The 15,598-nt window shown below is 69.5% G+C and carries 16 protein-coding genes; 13 read left to right on the forward strand and 3 right to left on the reverse strand.

Going from position 1 to position 15,598, the window contains the following annotated elements; genetic code table 11:
* The first annotated feature begins 4 nt into the window (after positions 1-4).
* The 5 genes from CD790_RS02750 (at position 5) to CD790_RS02770 (ending at position 3,353) form a co-directional block, all read left to right on the forward strand.
* A complete protein-coding gene (locus CD790_RS02750) occupies positions 5-1,063 on the forward strand; it encodes an ABC transporter ATP-binding protein (RefSeq protein WP_144381326.1) in 1,059 nt (352 codons plus the stop codon).
* Entirely contained in the window at positions 1,056-2,210 is a 1,155-nt protein-coding gene (locus CD790_RS02755; RefSeq protein ID WP_144381327.1) for an ABC transporter ATP-binding protein, read from the forward strand. The genes CD790_RS02750 and CD790_RS02755 overlap by 8 nt, the downstream gene beginning before the upstream one ends.
* 190 nt (positions 2,211-2,400) lie before the next feature.
* Positions 2,401-2,634, forward strand: coding sequence for a hypothetical protein (locus tag CD790_RS02760; protein ID WP_144381328.1), 234 nt, complete (start codon positions 2,401-2,403; stop codon positions 2,632-2,634).
* A gap of 39 nt (positions 2,635-2,673) precedes the next feature.
* Entirely contained in the window at positions 2,674-2,958 is a 285-nt protein-coding gene (locus CD790_RS02765) for a hypothetical protein (protein WP_144381329.1), read from the forward strand.
* Positions 2,955-3,353, forward strand: coding sequence for a hypothetical protein (locus tag CD790_RS02770; RefSeq protein ID WP_144381330.1), 399 nt, complete (start codon positions 2,955-2,957; stop codon positions 3,351-3,353). Before CD790_RS02765 ends, CD790_RS02770 begins: the two co-directional genes overlap by 4 nt.
* A gap of 37 nt (positions 3,354-3,390) precedes the next feature.
* Here the strand turns inward: CD790_RS02770 and CD790_RS02775 are convergent, their stop codons facing one another.
* Positions 3,391-4,524: a glutamate--cysteine ligase gene (locus tag CD790_RS02775; protein WP_144381331.1), complete on the reverse strand. Its 1,134-nt coding sequence runs from the start codon at positions 4,522-4,524 to the stop codon at positions 3,391-3,393.
* A gap of 188 nt (positions 4,525-4,712) precedes the next feature.
* Here CD790_RS02775 and CD790_RS02780 point away from each other — a divergent pair, with 188 nt between their 5' ends.
* The 8 genes from CD790_RS02780 (at position 4,713) to CD790_RS02815 (ending at position 13,427) form a co-directional block, all read left to right on the forward strand.
* Positions 4,713-6,347 carry an ABC transporter substrate-binding protein gene (locus tag CD790_RS02780; protein WP_144381332.1) on the forward strand — a complete coding sequence of 545 codons (1,635 nt, stop codon included), beginning with the start codon at positions 4,713-4,715 and terminating at the stop codon, positions 6,345-6,347.
* 3 nt (positions 6,348-6,350) lie between these two features.
* Entirely contained in the window at positions 6,351-7,274 is a 924-nt protein-coding gene (locus CD790_RS02785) for an ABC transporter permease (protein WP_144381333.1), read from the forward strand.
* Entirely contained in the window at positions 7,267-8,247 is a 981-nt protein-coding gene (locus CD790_RS02790) for an ABC transporter permease (protein WP_144381334.1), read from the forward strand. Before CD790_RS02785 ends, CD790_RS02790 begins: the two co-directional genes overlap by 8 nt.
* A gap of 12 nt (positions 8,248-8,259) precedes the next feature.
* Complete coding sequence (locus CD790_RS02795; RefSeq protein WP_144381335.1) at positions 8,260-9,246, forward strand: ABC transporter ATP-binding protein; 987 nt, start codon at positions 8,260-8,262, stop codon at positions 9,244-9,246.
* Positions 9,233-10,282, forward strand: coding sequence for an ABC transporter ATP-binding protein (locus CD790_RS02800; protein WP_144381336.1), 1,050 nt, complete (start codon positions 9,233-9,235; stop codon positions 10,280-10,282). Before CD790_RS02795 ends, CD790_RS02800 begins: the two co-directional genes overlap by 14 nt.
* A gap of 315 nt (positions 10,283-10,597) precedes the next feature.
* Positions 10,598-11,026: a hypothetical protein gene (locus tag CD790_RS02805; protein WP_144381337.1), complete on the forward strand. Its 429-nt coding sequence runs from the start codon at positions 10,598-10,600 to the stop codon at positions 11,024-11,026.
* Positions 11,027-11,035: 9 nt separating this feature from the next.
* The gene (locus tag CD790_RS02810) at positions 11,036-12,868 is read left to right on the forward strand and encodes an alpha/beta hydrolase (protein WP_144381338.1); all 1,833 of its coding nucleotides are present in this window, start codon (positions 11,036-11,038) and stop codon (positions 12,866-12,868) included.
* Positions 12,861-13,427, forward strand: coding sequence for a hypothetical protein (locus CD790_RS02815; RefSeq protein WP_144381339.1), 567 nt, complete (start codon positions 12,861-12,863; stop codon positions 13,425-13,427). The genes CD790_RS02810 and CD790_RS02815 overlap by 8 nt, the downstream gene beginning before the upstream one ends.
* A 30-nt stretch (positions 13,428-13,457) precedes the next feature.
* On the opposite strand, the gene CD790_RS02820 is transcribed toward CD790_RS02815, so the two are convergent.
* Both CD790_RS02820 and CD790_RS02825 read right to left on the reverse strand, forming a co-directional pair.
* Entirely contained in the window at positions 13,458-14,558 is a 1,101-nt protein-coding gene (locus tag CD790_RS02820; RefSeq protein ID WP_144381340.1) for an ABC transporter ATP-binding protein, read from the reverse strand.
* Positions 14,555-15,598: an ABC transporter ATP-binding protein gene (locus CD790_RS02825; RefSeq protein WP_144381341.1), complete on the reverse strand. Its 1,044-nt coding sequence runs from the start codon at positions 15,596-15,598 to the stop codon at positions 14,555-14,557. The genes CD790_RS02820 and CD790_RS02825 overlap by 4 nt, the downstream gene beginning before the upstream one ends.

Genomic DNA, 15,598 nt, shown 5'->3' on the forward strand with positions numbered 1-15,598 from the left:
GTACGTGACCACGATCGAGAAGACCGACGCCGTGCCCGCCCCGCGCGGTGCGGACGAGGGCGGCACCCCGCTGCTCGAAGTCCGCGACCTGCATGTGGAGTTCCACACCCGTGACGGCGTCGCCAAGGCGGTCAACGGCGTCAACTACTCCGTCGACTCGGGCGAGACGCTCGCCGTGCTCGGCGAGTCCGGCTCCGGCAAGTCGGTGACGGCGCAGGCCATCATGGGCATCCTGGACATGCCGCCGGGGAAGATCCCGCAGGGCGAGATCCTCTTCCGCGGCCAGGACATGCTCAAGATGTCCGCCGAGGAGCGCCGCAAGCTCCGCGGCCAGAAGATCGCGATGATCTTCCAGGACGCGCTCTCCTCGCTCAACCCGGTGCTCTCCGTCGGCTACCAGCTCGGCGAGATGTTCCGGGTGCACCAGGGCCTCTCCAAGAAGGAGGCCAAGGTCAAGGCCATCGAGCTGATGGACCGGGTGCGCATCCCGGCCGCCAAGGAGCGGGTGGGGGACTACCCGCACCAGTTCTCCGGCGGTATGCGGCAGCGCATCATGATCGCGATGGCGCTGGCCCTGGAGCCGGACCTGATCATCGCGGACGAGCCGACCACCGCGCTGGACGTGACCGTCCAGGCCCAGGTGATGGACCTGCTCGCGGAGCTTCAGCGCGAGTACAACATGGGTCTGATCCTGATCACCCACGACCTGGGCGTGGTCGCGGACGTCGCCGACAAGATCGCGGTGATGTACGCCGGACGGATCGTGGAGACCGCCCCGGTGCACGAGCTCTACAAGCGCCCGGCGCACCCGTACACCAAGGGTCTGCTGGACTCCATCCCGCGCCTGGACCAGAAGGGCCAGGAGCTGTTCGCGATCAAGGGCCTGCCGCCCAACCTGCTGCGGATCCCGTCGGGCTGCGCCTTCAACCCGCGCTGCACCCAGGCGCAGGACATCTGCCGGGAAGAGGTGCCGGTGCTGCACCAGGTCACCGAGCGGGACGGCGCCGAGCTGCCGGGCCGCGGCAGCGGGTGCCATTTCTGGAAGGAGACGATCCATGGCTGAGCCGAAGAAGAACGACGGGGCCGTGGCCAAGGAGTCCGCCGAGGACGCCGTCTCCGAGGTGGAGGTGGCGCGGACCGAGACCGTCGAGGAGGCGGTCGCGGCGATCGAGGCGCCGGTGGAGCGGGGGGAGCCGATCCTCCAGGTCCGCAACCTGGTCAAGCACTTCCCGCTGACCCAGGGCATCCTGTTCAAGAAGCAGGTCGGCGCGGTCAAGGCCGTCGACGGCGTCTCCTTCGACCTCTACCAGGGCGAGACGCTGGGCATCGTCGGCGAGTCCGGCTGTGGCAAGTCCACCGTCGCCAAGCTGCTGATGACGCTGGAGCGGGCCACCGCCGGCGAGGTCTTCTACAAGGGCCAGGACATCACCAAGCTGTCCGGTCGGGCCCTGAAGGCCGTGCGCCGCAACATCCAGATGGTCTTCCAGGACCCGTACACCTCGCTCAACCCGCGGATGACGGTCGGCGACATCATCGGCGAGCCCTTCGAGATCCACCCGGAGGTGGCTCCCAAGGGCGACCGGCGCCGCAAGGTCCAGGAGCTCCTGGAGGTCGTCGGCCTCAACCCGGAGTACATCAACCGCTATCCGCACCAGTTCTCCGGCGGTCAGCGCCAGCGCATCGGCATCGCCCGCGGCCTCGCGCTCAACCCGGAGATCATCATCTGCGACGAGCCGGTCTCGGCGCTGGACGTCTCGGTGCAGGCGCAGGTCATCAACCTGATGGAGAAGCTCCAGGACGAGTTCAACCTGTCCTACATCTTCATCGCGCACGACCTGTCCATCGTCCGGCACATCTCCGACCGGGTCGGCGTGATGTACCTGGGCAAGATGGCGGAGATCGGCACCGACGCCGAGATCTACGACCACCCGACGCACCCCTACACCCAGGCGCTGCTGTCGGCGGTCCCGGTCCCGGACCCCGACTCCCGTGAGGGTCGCGAGCGGATCATCCTCACCGGCGACGTGCCCTCCCCGGCCAACCCGCCGTCGGGCTGCCGCTTCCGCACCCGCTGCTGGAAGGCCGAGGACAAGTGCGCCAAGGAGGTGCCGGTGCTGGCGATCCCCGAGCGCTTCAAGGGTTCGGACTCGCTGGCCGCCCACGCCTCGGCGTGCCACTTCGCGGAGGAGAAGGACGTCGTCCACGCCTGACCGCCCCCGCTGAGGGGCGGTGCGCCCGCTCAGCGGGCCGCGCGCCGCGAGACGCCCGGGCCGATCGGTCACCGACCGATCGGCCCGGGCGTCCGTCGTGTGCGCCGCCCTCCGGGGCCGGTGGCGACGGCGACCGGGGCGGTCGTACGGTGAAACACGGGGGCCGGCGGTCCGACGGGAGGAGGCCCCGATGCCCGGTTCCACCACGCTCGGCCACACTCACGCGCTGGTCATGCTGAGCCATGCGGACGCCGAGCGGCTGGCGACCGTGCTCCAGTCGATGGCGCGCATGCTGGACATGCCCGGCCCCAACCGGCTCAGCGACGCCCAGGTCGCCTTCCTGTGCGAGGGGCGGGTGGGCGATCGGGGCGAGTTCACCGCGTGGACCGTGGGGCTTTCGGAGTATCTGCGCAATCGTCTCTGACACGGCGGGCCAGCGCCATGGGCGGGCTACATTGGTGCTATGGCAACGACGACGATTCAGGTTTCGCGGGAGACCCGTGATCATCTCGCTGAGCTCGCGAAGGAACGCGGCCTGACCATCGGCCAGTTGGTCGAGGCGTTGGCAGCCGAGCAGCCGACCGCCGCGCAACGCGCCGAGAGGCTGGCAGCCGACCGGGAGGTCGCACGTCGTGTGATCGGCGTCGACATGAGCGACGAGGAGTTCGATCAGGCGCCCGACGTGCTGGGCAATATCTACAAGATCGCGGCCGAGAAGGTCCGAGCCGCTCGGGGCGTCGCGGCGTGATCATTCTCGATACGAGTGCGGTCAAGGCGCTCGCCGGTGGCCACAAGACGCTGAACGTGCTCGCGAGCAACATGGCTCACACGCCTAGCGACCGCCTGAGCGTCCCGGCCATGTGTCTGATGCAAGCCGAAGCAGACGGACAAGATATCTCCCGCCGTGTGCTCGCTTACTCCTCTGTTGTCGTAGACAACCTCGACACGGTCGCCTCTGTGAGCGTCGGCACGATGATCCGTGACGGCTACGGGGGCCCGGATATCTGTCACGCCCTGTACTGCGCACTGCCGCGTCCCGAGTCCACCGGCATGTCGATTCTGCTGACCGGCCACGAAAACGCCTATCCACCGGGCATCGTGACAGTCGACATCGACTCACCCGGCATGCTCGGCTTCCACTGACAGCCGGCGCCATGGCGCCGCATCTCGGGGGGCCACTTCAGCCCTCCACCGACAGGGCCAGCTCGTCCACCACGTCGCCCAGCCGGCCGCGGCGGCGGAAGGCCGCCCGCTGCCGGGAGGCCCCGTCGCCGTCCGTGCGCAGCCGGCCCCACACCTCGCGGACCAGCGCCAGGTCCCCGGCAGCCTCCAGGCCGGGGGCGGCGCGCTCGACCAGCGCGTCGACAAGATCGACGGCGGGGCGCGGCCGGCCGCTGCCGAGGTCGACCCCGGCGCCGGCCAGACCGTCACGGGCCGCGCGCCAGTGCGCGGCGAGCAGCAGCGGATCGGGGATGGCGGGGGCGGGCGTCCCACGCCGGACCTCGGTCAGCAGCACGGCCGCCAACGCCCGGGCCAGGGCGGCCAGCAGCAGCACCGTCTCCGGCGCGGCGCTCACGTCGGCGACCCGCAGCTCGACCGTGGGGAAGTGCTCGGAGGGACGGGCGTACCAGTAGACCATCGTGCGGTCCAGCAGCATCCCGGAGTCGACCAGGGAGTCGACCAGCGCGTCGTAGGCCGCGGCGTCCGGCAGATGCGGGGTCGGGCCGCTGCCGGGCCACTGCGCCCAGCGCATCGTCCGCCAGCTGGCGTACCCGGAGTCCTGGCCGGCGTAGAAGGGCGAGTTCCCGGCCAGCGACTGGAGGGTGGGCAGCCAGCCGCGCAGATGGTTGCCGAGCCGCACCGCGTCGTCCCGGTCGGCGACGCCGAGGTGGACGTGGCAGCCGCAGACGGCGAGGCCCTGGTCGCCGGTGGCGAGCGGGCCGTACTCGGCGACCATCCGCAGATAGCGGTCCTTGTCGGTGACCTCGGGGCGCCCCCTGGCCGGCACCACCGGGGTGCCGGAGGCCACCGCCCGGCAGCCGACCTCGGCGGCGGCCGCGGCCACGCCCGCGCGCAGCCGCAGCAGCTCCCGACGCAGGTCGTCCAGGGTGGCGACGGGTCGGGTGCGGGTCTCCAGCATGCTGGGCACGAACTCGTCGCCGACCTGGTCGCCGAGGCTCTCCCGAGCGCGCTTGATGACCACCGGGGCACAGGACACCGGCGCCCGAGTGCCGTGATCCGTCAGGAGGAACTCCTCCTCGACCCCGATCGTGGGTAGGTCCTCGATCACCGCGGAGTATCCCCGTTCGCTCATCGGTGAGGTGCGTCTGTGGGGTACTGCGTACTTCGGAGAACTATCTGCTCCATACCCGGCGCGGACGCCTTTCACCCGGTCGATGGCGTGTCCTCCGGCCGGCCGGCCCGTAAGGTGCGTCACACGCCGTGTCGGAAGGGTCATGTGGGGTTAAGTCGGGAGGAGTCCCGGCTTCGAGGAGGCACCCCATGCGCGGACCCGCCCGTGTCGCCCGGGCCGCCGGCGTCGCGCTGACCGTGCTGGCCGCGCCGGCCGTCGCCGGCTGCGGCGGCGGGGTCGAGGCCGACGGCATCGCCCCCGGCGTGGTGCGCTCCTCCTGGGGCGACCCGCCCAACCCGCTGGAGCCGGCCAACACCAACGAGGTCCAGGGCGGCAAGGTCCTCGACATGATCTTCCGCGGGCTCAAGAGCTACGACCCGAAGACCGGCGAGGCGCGGAACATGCTCGCCGAGCGGATCGACACCGACGACCAGCGGCACTACACCGTCACCCTCAAGCCGGGCTGGACCTTCAGCAACGGCGAGCCGGTCACCGCCCGCTCCTTCGTGGACGCCTGGAACTACGCCGCGCTGCTCGACAACAGGCAGCGCAACGCCTACTTCTTCGAGTACATCCAGGGCTACGAGAAGGTCCACCCGGACCACGGCGCCCCCACCGCCCGCACCCTGTCCGGGCTGTCGGTCAAGGACGACCGGACCTTCACCGTCACCCTGCGGCAGAAGTTCTCCACCTGGCCGGAGACGCTCGGCTACAACGCCTACGCGCCGCTGCCCCGCGCGTTCTTCGACGACCACCGGGCATGGCTGGACAAGCCCATCGGCAACGGGCCGTACCAGGTGGCCTCGTACGACCGCGGCTGGGCGATGCGGCTGCGCACCTGGCGCGGCTACCCCGGCCCCGACAAGGCCCGCAACAACGGCGTGGACCTGCGCGTCTACACCGACGGCAACACCGCCTACACCGACCTCCAGGCCGGCAACCTCGACCTGGTCGACGACGTGCCCGCCGCCCAGCTGAAGAACGTCAGAAGCGACCTGGGCGGCCGGTACGTCAACCAGCCCGCCGGCATCCTGCAGACCCTCGCCTTCCCGTTCTACGACAAGGACTGGACCGGGCCGGGCGCGGTCAAGGTGCGCACCGGCATCTCGATGGCCATCGACCGCGAGCAGATCACCCGGCGGATCTTCGCCCGCACCCGCACCCCCGCCACCGACTGGACCTCCCCGGTCCTCGGCCCGGACGGCGGCTACCGGGCCGGGCTGTGCGGGCCCGCCTGCCGCTACGACCCCGCGCGGGCCCGCCGGCTGATCGAGGAGGGCGGCGGGCTGCCCGGCGGGCGCATGACGATCACCTACAACGCGGACACCGGCTCGCACCGGGAGTGGGTGGACGCGGTGTGCCACAGCGTCAACAACGCGCTGCGCCGGGACCGGGCGTGCGTCGGCAACCCCGTCGGCACCTTCGCCGACTTCCGCAACCGCATGGCCGCCAAGTCGATGAAGGGCCCCTTCCGCGCGGGCTGGCAGATGGACTACCCCCTGATCCAGAACTTCCTCCAGCCGCTGTACTACACCGACGCCTCCTCCAACGACGGCGACTGGAGCGACCCGGAGTTCGACCGGCTGATCGACCGGGCCAACGCCGAGTCCGACCCCGTCCGCGCGGTGCGCGTCTTCCAGCGGGCCGAGGAGGTGGTGCGGGACCAGATGGCGGCCATCCCGCTCTGGTACCAGAACGGCAGTGCCGGCTACTCCAGCCGACTGCGCGACGTCGCCCTCAACCAGTTCAGCGTCCCCGTCTACCACCAGATCAGGGTCGGCTGAGCGATGCGCCACCATGTGTTCCGGCGACTGCTCCAGATGATTCCGGTGTTCTTCGGCAGCACCTTCCTCATCTTCTTCATGGTCTACGCGCTGGGCGACCCGGTCGCCGCCCTCTTCGGCGACCGGGCCCCCGACCCCGCCACCGCCGCCCGGATCCGCGCCGAGCTCCACCTCGACGAGCCGCTGTGGCAGCAGTACCTGCTGTACATGGGGCGGATCTTCCGGGGCGACTTCGGCACCGCCTTCAACGGCGACGAGGTCACCGCGCTGATGGCCCTCTCCTTCCCCGTCACCCTGCGGCTCACCCTGGTCGCCGTCTTCATCGAGCTGCTCGTCGGCATCAGCCTCGGCGTCCTCACCGGACTGCGCCGCGGACGCGCGCTGGACAGTTCGGTGCTGCTGCTGACGCTGGTCGTGGTCTCCGTGCCCACCTTCGTCAGCGGCTATGTGCTCCAGCTGCTGTTCGGCGTGGAGTGGGGCTGGGTGAGCCCCACGGTGCCGCCCGGAGCGCCGCTGGGCGAGCTGCTGCTGCCCGGGCTGGTGCTGGCGCTGACCTCGCTTGCGTACACCACCCGGCTCACCCGCACCTCGATCGTCGAGAACGCCCGCGCCGACCATGTGCGCACCGCCGTGGCCAAGGGGCTGCCGCGGCGCCGGATCATCACCCGCCATCTGCTGCGGACCTCGCTGATCCCGGTGGTGACCTTCATCGGCGCCGACATCGGCGCGCTGATGGGCGGCGCCATCGTCACCGAGCGGATCTTCAACATCCACGGCGTGGGCTACCAGCTCTACCAGGGCATCCTGCGGCAGAACTCGCCCACCGTGGTCGGCTTCGTGACGATCCTGGTGCTGATCTTCCTGCTGGCGAACCTGCTCGTCGACCTCCTGTACGCCGTGCTCGACCCGAGGATCCGCTATGCCTGAGCAGCTCCCGTACGACGGTCGGGAGGCCATCGCGCCCACCGGCGGCGGCGCGCTGGACCTGGCCACCGGCGAGGCCGAGACGCTGGAGCGCGGGCCCGGGAGACGGCGGCGCGGCGACCCGTCGGAGCGGCCCCGGGGGCTGTGGTCGGACGCCTGGCACGACCTGATCCGCAACCCGGTCTTCGTGGTCTCCGCCCTGCTGATCCTCTTCCTCCTGGTCATCGCCGTCTGGCCGCAGTCCGTCGCCACCGGCGACCCGCTCCACTGCGAGCTGGCCCGGGCCCAGGAGGGCGCCTCACCCGGCCACCCCTTCGGCTTCGACGCGCAGGGCTGCGACGTCTACACCCGCACCGTGTACGGAGCGCGTGCCTCCATGACCGTCGGCGTCTGCGCCACCGCCGGCGTCCTGTTGTTGGGCGGTCTGCTCGGCGGGCTGGCCGGCTTCTACGGCGGCTGGGGGGACGCGCTGCTGTCCCGGGTGGCGGACGTCTTCTTCGGCATCCCGATCGTGCTGGGCGGGCTGGTGTTCCTCTCCGTGGTGACCGGGGGATCGATCTGGCCGGTGGTCGGCTTCATCGTGCTGCTGGGCTGGCCGCAACTGGCCCGCATCGCGCGCGGCTCGGTGGTCACCGCCCGGGAGACGGACTACGTACAGGCCGCGCGGGCGCTCGGGGCGGGCGACGCCCGGCTGCTGCTGCGCCACATCGCCCCCAACGCCGTCGCCCCGGTCATCGTCGTGGCGACCATCGCGCTGGGCACCTACATCGCGCTGGAGGCGACGCTGTCCTTCCTCGGCGTGGGGCTCAAGCCGCCCACCGTCTCCTGGGGCATCGACATCTCCGCCGCCTCCAGCCACATCCGCAACGCCCCGCACATGCTGCTCTGGCCGGCCGGCGCGCTGAGCCTGACGGTGCTGGCGTTCATCATGCTCGGCGACGCGGTGCGCGACGCCCTCGACCCCAAGCTGCGCTGAGGAGTTCGCGCGATGACCAGGCTGCTGGAGGTGCGGGACCTGCGGGTCGAGTTCCGCACGAGAGAGGGCGTGGTGCGGGCCGTCGACGGCGTCAGCTGCGCCGTCGACGCGGGGCGCACCCTCGCCGTGCTCGGCGAGTCAGGATCCGGGAAGTCGGTGACCGCCCAGGCCGTGATGGGCATCCTCGACTCCCCACCGGCCCGGGTGACCGGCGGTCAAGTCCTCTTCCGGGGGCGCGACCTGCTCACCGCCGGCCGCGAGGAGCGGCGTAGGGTGCGCGGCGCCCAGATGGCGATGGTCTTCCAGGACGCGCTCTCCGCGCTCAACCCGGTGGTGCCGGTGGGCACCCAGCTCGGCGAGATGTACCGGGTGCACCGGGGCATGTCGCGCCGGGACGCCCGGGCCAGGGCGGTGGAGCTGATGGAACGGGTGGGCATCCCGGCCGCCCGGGACCGGGCGGGGGACTATCCGCACCAGTTCTCCGGCGGCATGCGACAGCGCATCATGATCGCGATGGCGCTGGCGCTGGAGCCGGACCTGATCATCGCGGACGAGCCCACCACCGCGCTGGACGTGACCGTCCAGGCCCAGGTGATGGAGCTGCTCGCGGAGCTGCGCCGGGAGCGCGCCATGGGGCTGATCCTGATCACCCACGACCTGGGGGTGGTGGCGGACGTCGCCGACACCATCGTGGTGATGTACGCGGGGCGGATCGTGGAGACCGCGCCCGTGGCCGAGCTCTACGCGGCACCCGCCCACCCGTACACCCGCGGCCTGCTGGACTCCGTCCCCCGCCTGGACCGCCGGGGCGGCGAGCTGTACGCCATCAAGGGCCTGCCGCCCGGCCCGGGGCGTCTCCCGTCGGGCTGCCCCTTCCACCCGCGCTGCCCCCGCGCCCGGGACGTCTGCCGCACCGATCCGCCTCCGCTCGCCGACGTCGCCCCGAACCGGGCCAGCGCCTGCCACTTCTGGAAGGAGACCCTCGATGAGCGGCGATGACCCCGTCCTCGTCGTGCGCGACCTGGTCAAGCACTACCCGCTCACCCGGGGCGTCGTGGTCAGGAAGCCGGTGGGCGCGGTCAGGGCCGTGGACGGCGTCTCCTTCGAGCTGCGCCGAGGGGAGACGCTGGGCATCGTCGGCGAGTCCGGCTGCGGCAAGTCCACCGTCGCCAAGCTCCTGGCGTCGCTGGAGCGACCCACCGCGGGCGAGGTCCTCTTCAAGGGCGAGGACATCACCAAGCTGTCCGGCCGGGCCCTCAAGGCGGTCCGCCGCAACATCCAGATGGTCTTCCAGGACCCGTACACCTCGCTCAACCCCCGGATGACGGTCGGCGACATCATCGGCGAGCCCTTCGAGATCCACCCGGAGGCGGCGCCCAAGGGCGACCGCCGCCGCCGCGTCCAGGAGCTGCTCGACGTCGTCGGCCTCAACCCCGAGTACGTCAACCGCTATCCGCACCAGTTCTCCGGCGGCCAGCGGCAGCGCGTCGGCATCGCCCGCGGGCTGGCGCTGCGCCCCGAGGTCATCGTGGCCGACGAGCCGGTCTCCGCCCTCGACGTCTCCGTACAGGCCCAGGTGGTCAACCTGATGGAGCGCCTCCAGGACGAGTTCGACCTCGCCTACGTCTTCATCGCCCACGACCTGTCGGTGGTGCGGCACATCTCCGACCGGGTCGCGGTGATGTACCTGGGCCGGTTCGCCGAGATCGGGACCGACACCCAGATCTACGAACACCCCACCCATCCGTACACCCAGGCGCTCCTGTCCGCCGTCCCCGTCCCGGACCCGGAGGCGCGCCACCGGCGCGAACGGATCCTGCTCCGGGGCGAGGTCCCCTCTCCGGCCAACCCCCCGTCGGGCTGTCGCTTCCGCACCCGCTGCTGGAAGGCGCGACTGCGCTGCGAACTGGAGGTACCGCTGCTCGCGGTCCCCCCGGTCTTCCGCGACCTGGACGTCCCCGCCGCACACCCGTCGGCGTGTCACTTCGCCGAGGAGGGCCCGGAGACGGCACCGCGAAGCCCCGGACCGCCGTAGTCAGGAGGCGCGAGGCACGACGGCCGGTGAGGGCCGGGGATGGTTCACGTCCTCGCCGGGGATCGTCCGAGGAGGAGTCCTCTTCCGACCAGTCGGCGTGGGTCCTGGCCCCGGAGACCGGCGACGGCGCACCACCGTCCCCACAGCGGCCCGCTTCGCGGGCTTCATCGTCACGGTACCGGCCGCCTGCGGCCTCGCGCAGGACTTGTCCTCTGCATTCGCCGAACTGAGTACGCGTACTCATGTCCTTGATCGACATCCTTTCTACGCTCTCCGTGGTTGTGTCGTGACAGAACGCAGAAGGGTACGGGTGGCATGGCGGGCGGGGTCCTTGCGAGCTTCGGGATGAACCTGGCGAGTGCGGAGGGGAAGGCCGGTGGGGGTGGCTCGGAGGACCTCAAGACCAGCAAGACGGCCTGGACGACGGCCGCGAGCAGCGTCGGCAAGCTCGAACAGAACATCAGCACCGCCAAGACGAAGCTGGCGGGGGGCCAGAAGGGTGTAGGCGCGGGGGACACCAGTGGAGCCGGCGGGGTGAAGAGCGCGGTGGCTCAGCGGGACGTGTACGACTCCTGGAAGACGTACCTGACCGATGTGGCCGGCAGGTGCACGGGGCTTCAGTCGCAACTCCAGTACGCGGCGAACAACTTCGCCGAGTACGAGACGGATGTTGCCACCGGGTTCAACATGCTCCAGGTCGGCAAGGACGACACCCCGGCCCTCGGCGGCAAGGGCAAGGGGTGATCCGAAGCCGTGGACTACACGACGCTGAAGAAGCTCAACCCCGCCGAGTTCGAGGGCGCGGCCGACGGTTACCAGTCGACGAGCAACATGGCGCAGCACGCCAAGGAGGCTCTGGAGCGGCAGATCACCGCCAAGATGCGGGAGGATCTCGAGGGGCAGGCTCTGACGGCGGCTCTGGGACAGCTGTCCGAGCTCTCGAAGAACTTCCACTACGTCCAGGTCGAGTGCGGCCTGGTGAGCACGGGTCTCAACGCGCTGGCCGCGGATCTGCGGGAGGCGAAGCGGAAGCTGGACAAGGCGGTCGACGACGCGGAGGCCCAGAAGTTCACCGTCAACTCCGACGGCTCGGTCAGCTATCCGGCGGCAGGCGAGAAGGGAACGGACGGCAAGCTTCCGGCGGGCGGCAGCGTCGCCGGTATCGCGAAGCGATCCAAAACCGGCTTCGCGGGGATCGACGAGTCACCCGACCCGGCGAAGTCGCTTCAGGACCAGGCAGCCAACTTCAACCCCAATCCGAACTACAGCAAGGCGGCGGAGATCGCCAACCGCATCGCCCAGGCCATCCAGGAGGCGACGGAGTCGGACGAGCTGTGGGCGCCGAAGCTACGGCAGCTGAGGGCGGATGACGATCTGACGGTGTCCGACGAGGACTGGATCGACGCGAAGGGGGACACGGAGGGCGTCCGCAAGGCCGCGAAGCACTATCTGGGCGACATCAAGCACCTGCCCAAGAACGGTAGTCCGGCAGATAACGCCAAGTGGTGGAAGGGTCTGTCCCCGGACCAGCAGGATGCCCTGATCACTCTGCAGCCCGACAGTATCGGTGGCCTCGACGGCCTTCCAGCAGAAGTGCGAAATGAGGCGAACCGCACCGTGCTGGCCGAGAAACGTGCCGAGATTGAAATAGCTCTGGCTCGCCATAACGCGAGCGAGCCGAAAGGAGGTCGACCCAAGACCATTCAGCACAAGGAGGCCGTGACCATCACGAGCCACGAGTGGGATGAGTGGGACGCCAAGCGTAAGAGATTGGAGGAGCAGATCAAGGGCATGGATCAAATCCAGAGCCGCTTCGATAGAACAGGAGGCAAGGAGAGTCTGCCCGAGGCGTATCTGCTGGGTTTCAGCACAGAAGGCGGAGGGCGTGCCATCATCGCCAATGGGAATCCCGACACCGCTGACCATGCCGCTGTATATGTCCCTGGCACCAAATCGGGGATCGGTAATCTCGAAGGGGACATTAACCGCATGGTCAAAATGTATGCGGCGGCTAGCCCGCTAGTGGAGGGAAAGAATCTCTCGACCGTCACCTGGGTCGGTTATGATGCGCCACAGACTGTTCAAAGTGATGCTCTCAGCTATAAATATGCAGACGACGGGGCGCCCGCATTCAACAAATTCATCGATGGTCTCAATGCGGCCAACACTTCGGGAGCGGATAGCCGTATCACCGCGATTGGGCACTCTTACGGGTGCACGCTCATCGGTTCCGCCGCTCGTCAGGGGCACTTGGGCGCGGACGACATAGTCTTCGCGGGAAGTCCGACTGTTGAGGTGCAGAAGGCTGAGAGGTTGGACGTGCCCAAGGGGCATGTGTGGAATGAGGATGCCGACGGTGATGCGGTACCGGAAGCGGGCCGTTGGTTCCAGGGATGGCTGGGCCCTTTCGGTAAGGCCATTCCAAGTGACGACAGTTTCGGCGCCAACCAGATGGCTACTGATACGGAGGGTCATAGCGGATACTGGGACTACGATCGGGAGAAGAAGGAGCCGAGTCTCAGTATCCTGAATCAGGCCAGAGTCGTTGCGGGGCTCTATGACGAAGTGGAGCTCGTCGATGACTAGTGTTCCTCAGGTGCGGAAAATGCGTCGCCTTGGCTTGGCTCTCGCTGTCACTGCAGTCCTCCTCAACATCGTGGGGTGTAGTTCTATGGGGCGTTCTGGTGAGGATTTGAAGGAAGTTCACCCCGCAGCGGCGGAAAAATTGGCCAGTCAGTTGTCGAGTGACCTACTCGACGCCGTCAGACTTCGTGGAAAAGTCTCGCCGGGTGGTCCTGGAGTAGCGACCTACGACCGGGAGGACGGGGAGTACAACGTTCAGCACTTCTGGTCTGTCTCGAAGCTCTCCCCGGAAGAGTTGACTCGCGGGTTCGAGCGCTTGCATGACGAGCTGCCGAAGAAGGGATGGCGACTTACGAAGTATGGTCACGCAAATTCCAAGGCGCGCCAGTTGCAGATCAAAGCCATCCATGAGAAGGATGATTTTTCAGTGCACGCTGAACTATTGATCAGGAGCACCAAGCCCAAACAATCTCCGAATGCTTCCCAGGAAGACCTCATCTACTTCGCCGTTGTATCCCCGGGCTATCGCTCCCCTGAAGGTGTGAATCCGAACGACTACTGATTTGTCGTGGACAGACTGACAACAGCCTGCTCAGCCCGGTGTCGTCCCATCCCTCGACTCGGTGGCCCGCAGCGCCGGATCCAGTACCACATCCTCGCCCCGCCCCGCGAGCGTAAGCGCCTCTGGAAAGTGGCAAGCCGTCAGGTGACCCTCCGCGCTTCCCTCCGCGCGGGCCAGCGGCGGCTCCTCCTGCGCGCACTTCTCCTGTGCCTTCCAGCAGCGTGTCCGGAAGCGGCAGCCCGACGGCGGGGTGACGGGGGAGGGGACGTCGCCCTCCAAGCGGATGCGTTCGGGACGGGCGGCGGGCCCCCCGCCGTCCTCGTCCGCGGCGATCAGGGCGTCCGCCTCCGGGACCGCCGACAGCAGGGCGTGTGTGTAGGGGTGCCTGGGTCGCCCGTAGATCTCGTCCCGGGCGCCCACCTCCACGATCTTGCCCAGGTACATCACCGCCACCCGGTGGGAGAAGTGTCGGACCACGGCCAGGTCGTGGGCGATGAAGAGGAAGGCGATGCCCAGCTCGCGCTGGAGTTGCTGGAGCAGGTTGACGACCTGGGCCTGGATGGAGACGTCCAGCGCCGAGACGGGTTCGTCCGCGACGATGAGGCTCGGTTCCAGGGCCAGTGCGCGGGCGATGCCGATGCGCTGGCGTTGGCCGCCGGAGAACTCGTGGGGGAAGCGGTTGTAGTGCTCCGGGCTGAGGCCGACCACTTCGAGCAGCTCGCGTACGCGTGCCTCGCGGCCGCTCGGTGGGCGGATGCCGTTGATCTCCATCGGGCCGGAGATGATCGTGCCCACCGTCTGTCGGGGGTTCAGTGAGGAGTACGGATCCTGGAAGATCATCTGGATCTGGGAGCGGATCGGGGCCAGGGCGCGACGACGCGCGTGGGTGATGTCCTCGCCTCGGTAGGCGATCCGGCCCGCCGTGGGTTCCAGCAGCCGGGTCAGCAGCCGCCCGGTGGTGGACTTGCCGCAGCCCGACTCGCCCACCAGCCCGAAGCTCTCGCCCGCGCGGACCGTCAGGTCGATCCCATCGACCGCCCGCACGGCGCCCACCCGGCGCCGGAACGGAAACCCGCCCAGCACCGGGAAGTGCTTGGCCAGTCCCTTCGCGACCAGCAGTTCCTCGCTCATCGCGGCGCCCCCCGCAGCCGCCCCCGCTGCCCTTCGGTCAGATGACAGGCGGCCCCCCGCCCCGGTGGCAGCGTGGGCCGCTCGGTTCGGCAGCGCTCCCCGCTCACCTCTTCGGTGAAGCCGCATCGCGGATGGAAGGGGCAGCCCGGCGGCGGGGCGAGCAGGCTGGGCGGGGCGCCGGGGATCGGAGTGAGCGGCGTGTCGACCGCCGAGTCCAGCCGGGGCATCGAGGCCAACAGCCCCCAGGTGTACGGGTGGCGCGGGTCGCGCAGCACCTCGCGCACCGCGCCCCGCTCCACCGCCCGCCCCGCGTACATCACCAGCAACTCGTCGGCGGCGCCCGCGACCACCCCCAGGTCATGGGTGATCAGGATGATCGCGGAGCCGGTCTCCTGCTGGAGGTCGCGCAGCAGGTCCAGGATCTGCGCCTGCACCGTCACGTCCAGCGCGGTGGTCGGCTCGTCGGCGATCAGCAGCTCGGGATCGCAGACCAGCGCCATCGCGATCATCGCGCGCTGGCGCATGCCGCCCGAGAACTGGTGCGGGTAGTCGTCCACCCGGAGCCGGGGGTTGGGGATGCCGACCTTGTCGAGCATCTCGACGGCGCGCGACCGGGCCTCGCGCCGGGAGGCCCCGGTGTGGCGCCGGTAGGGCTCGGCGATCTGCCGACCCACCGTGTAGTAGGGCGAGAGCGCGGTGAGCGAGTCCTGGAAGATCATCGCCATGGTGTTGCCGCGCAGCCGCTCCAGCGTGCGCTCACCGGCGCCGGTGAGCTCCTGCCCGGCCAGCCGGATGCCGCCTTCTACGGTGGTGCGGCGCGGGTCGTGCAGCCCCAGCACGGCCAGGCTGGTGACGGACTTCCCGGAGCCGGACTCGCCGACGATGCCCAGGGTGCGGCCGCGTTCCAGGGAGAAGGAGAGGCCGTCGACCGCCTTCACGGTGCCGTCCTCGGTGGCGAAGCGGACCGAGAGCTCGGTCACGGAGAGGAACGGGGCGGCGTCGCCGCCCCCGCCCGGCCGCTCGGTCAGGGTGCTGGTCAC

It is taken from the genome of Streptomyces sp. SAJ15 (genome assembly GCF_007595705.1).
Lineage (GTDB): Bacteria > Actinomycetota > Actinomycetes > Streptomycetales > Streptomycetaceae > Streptomyces.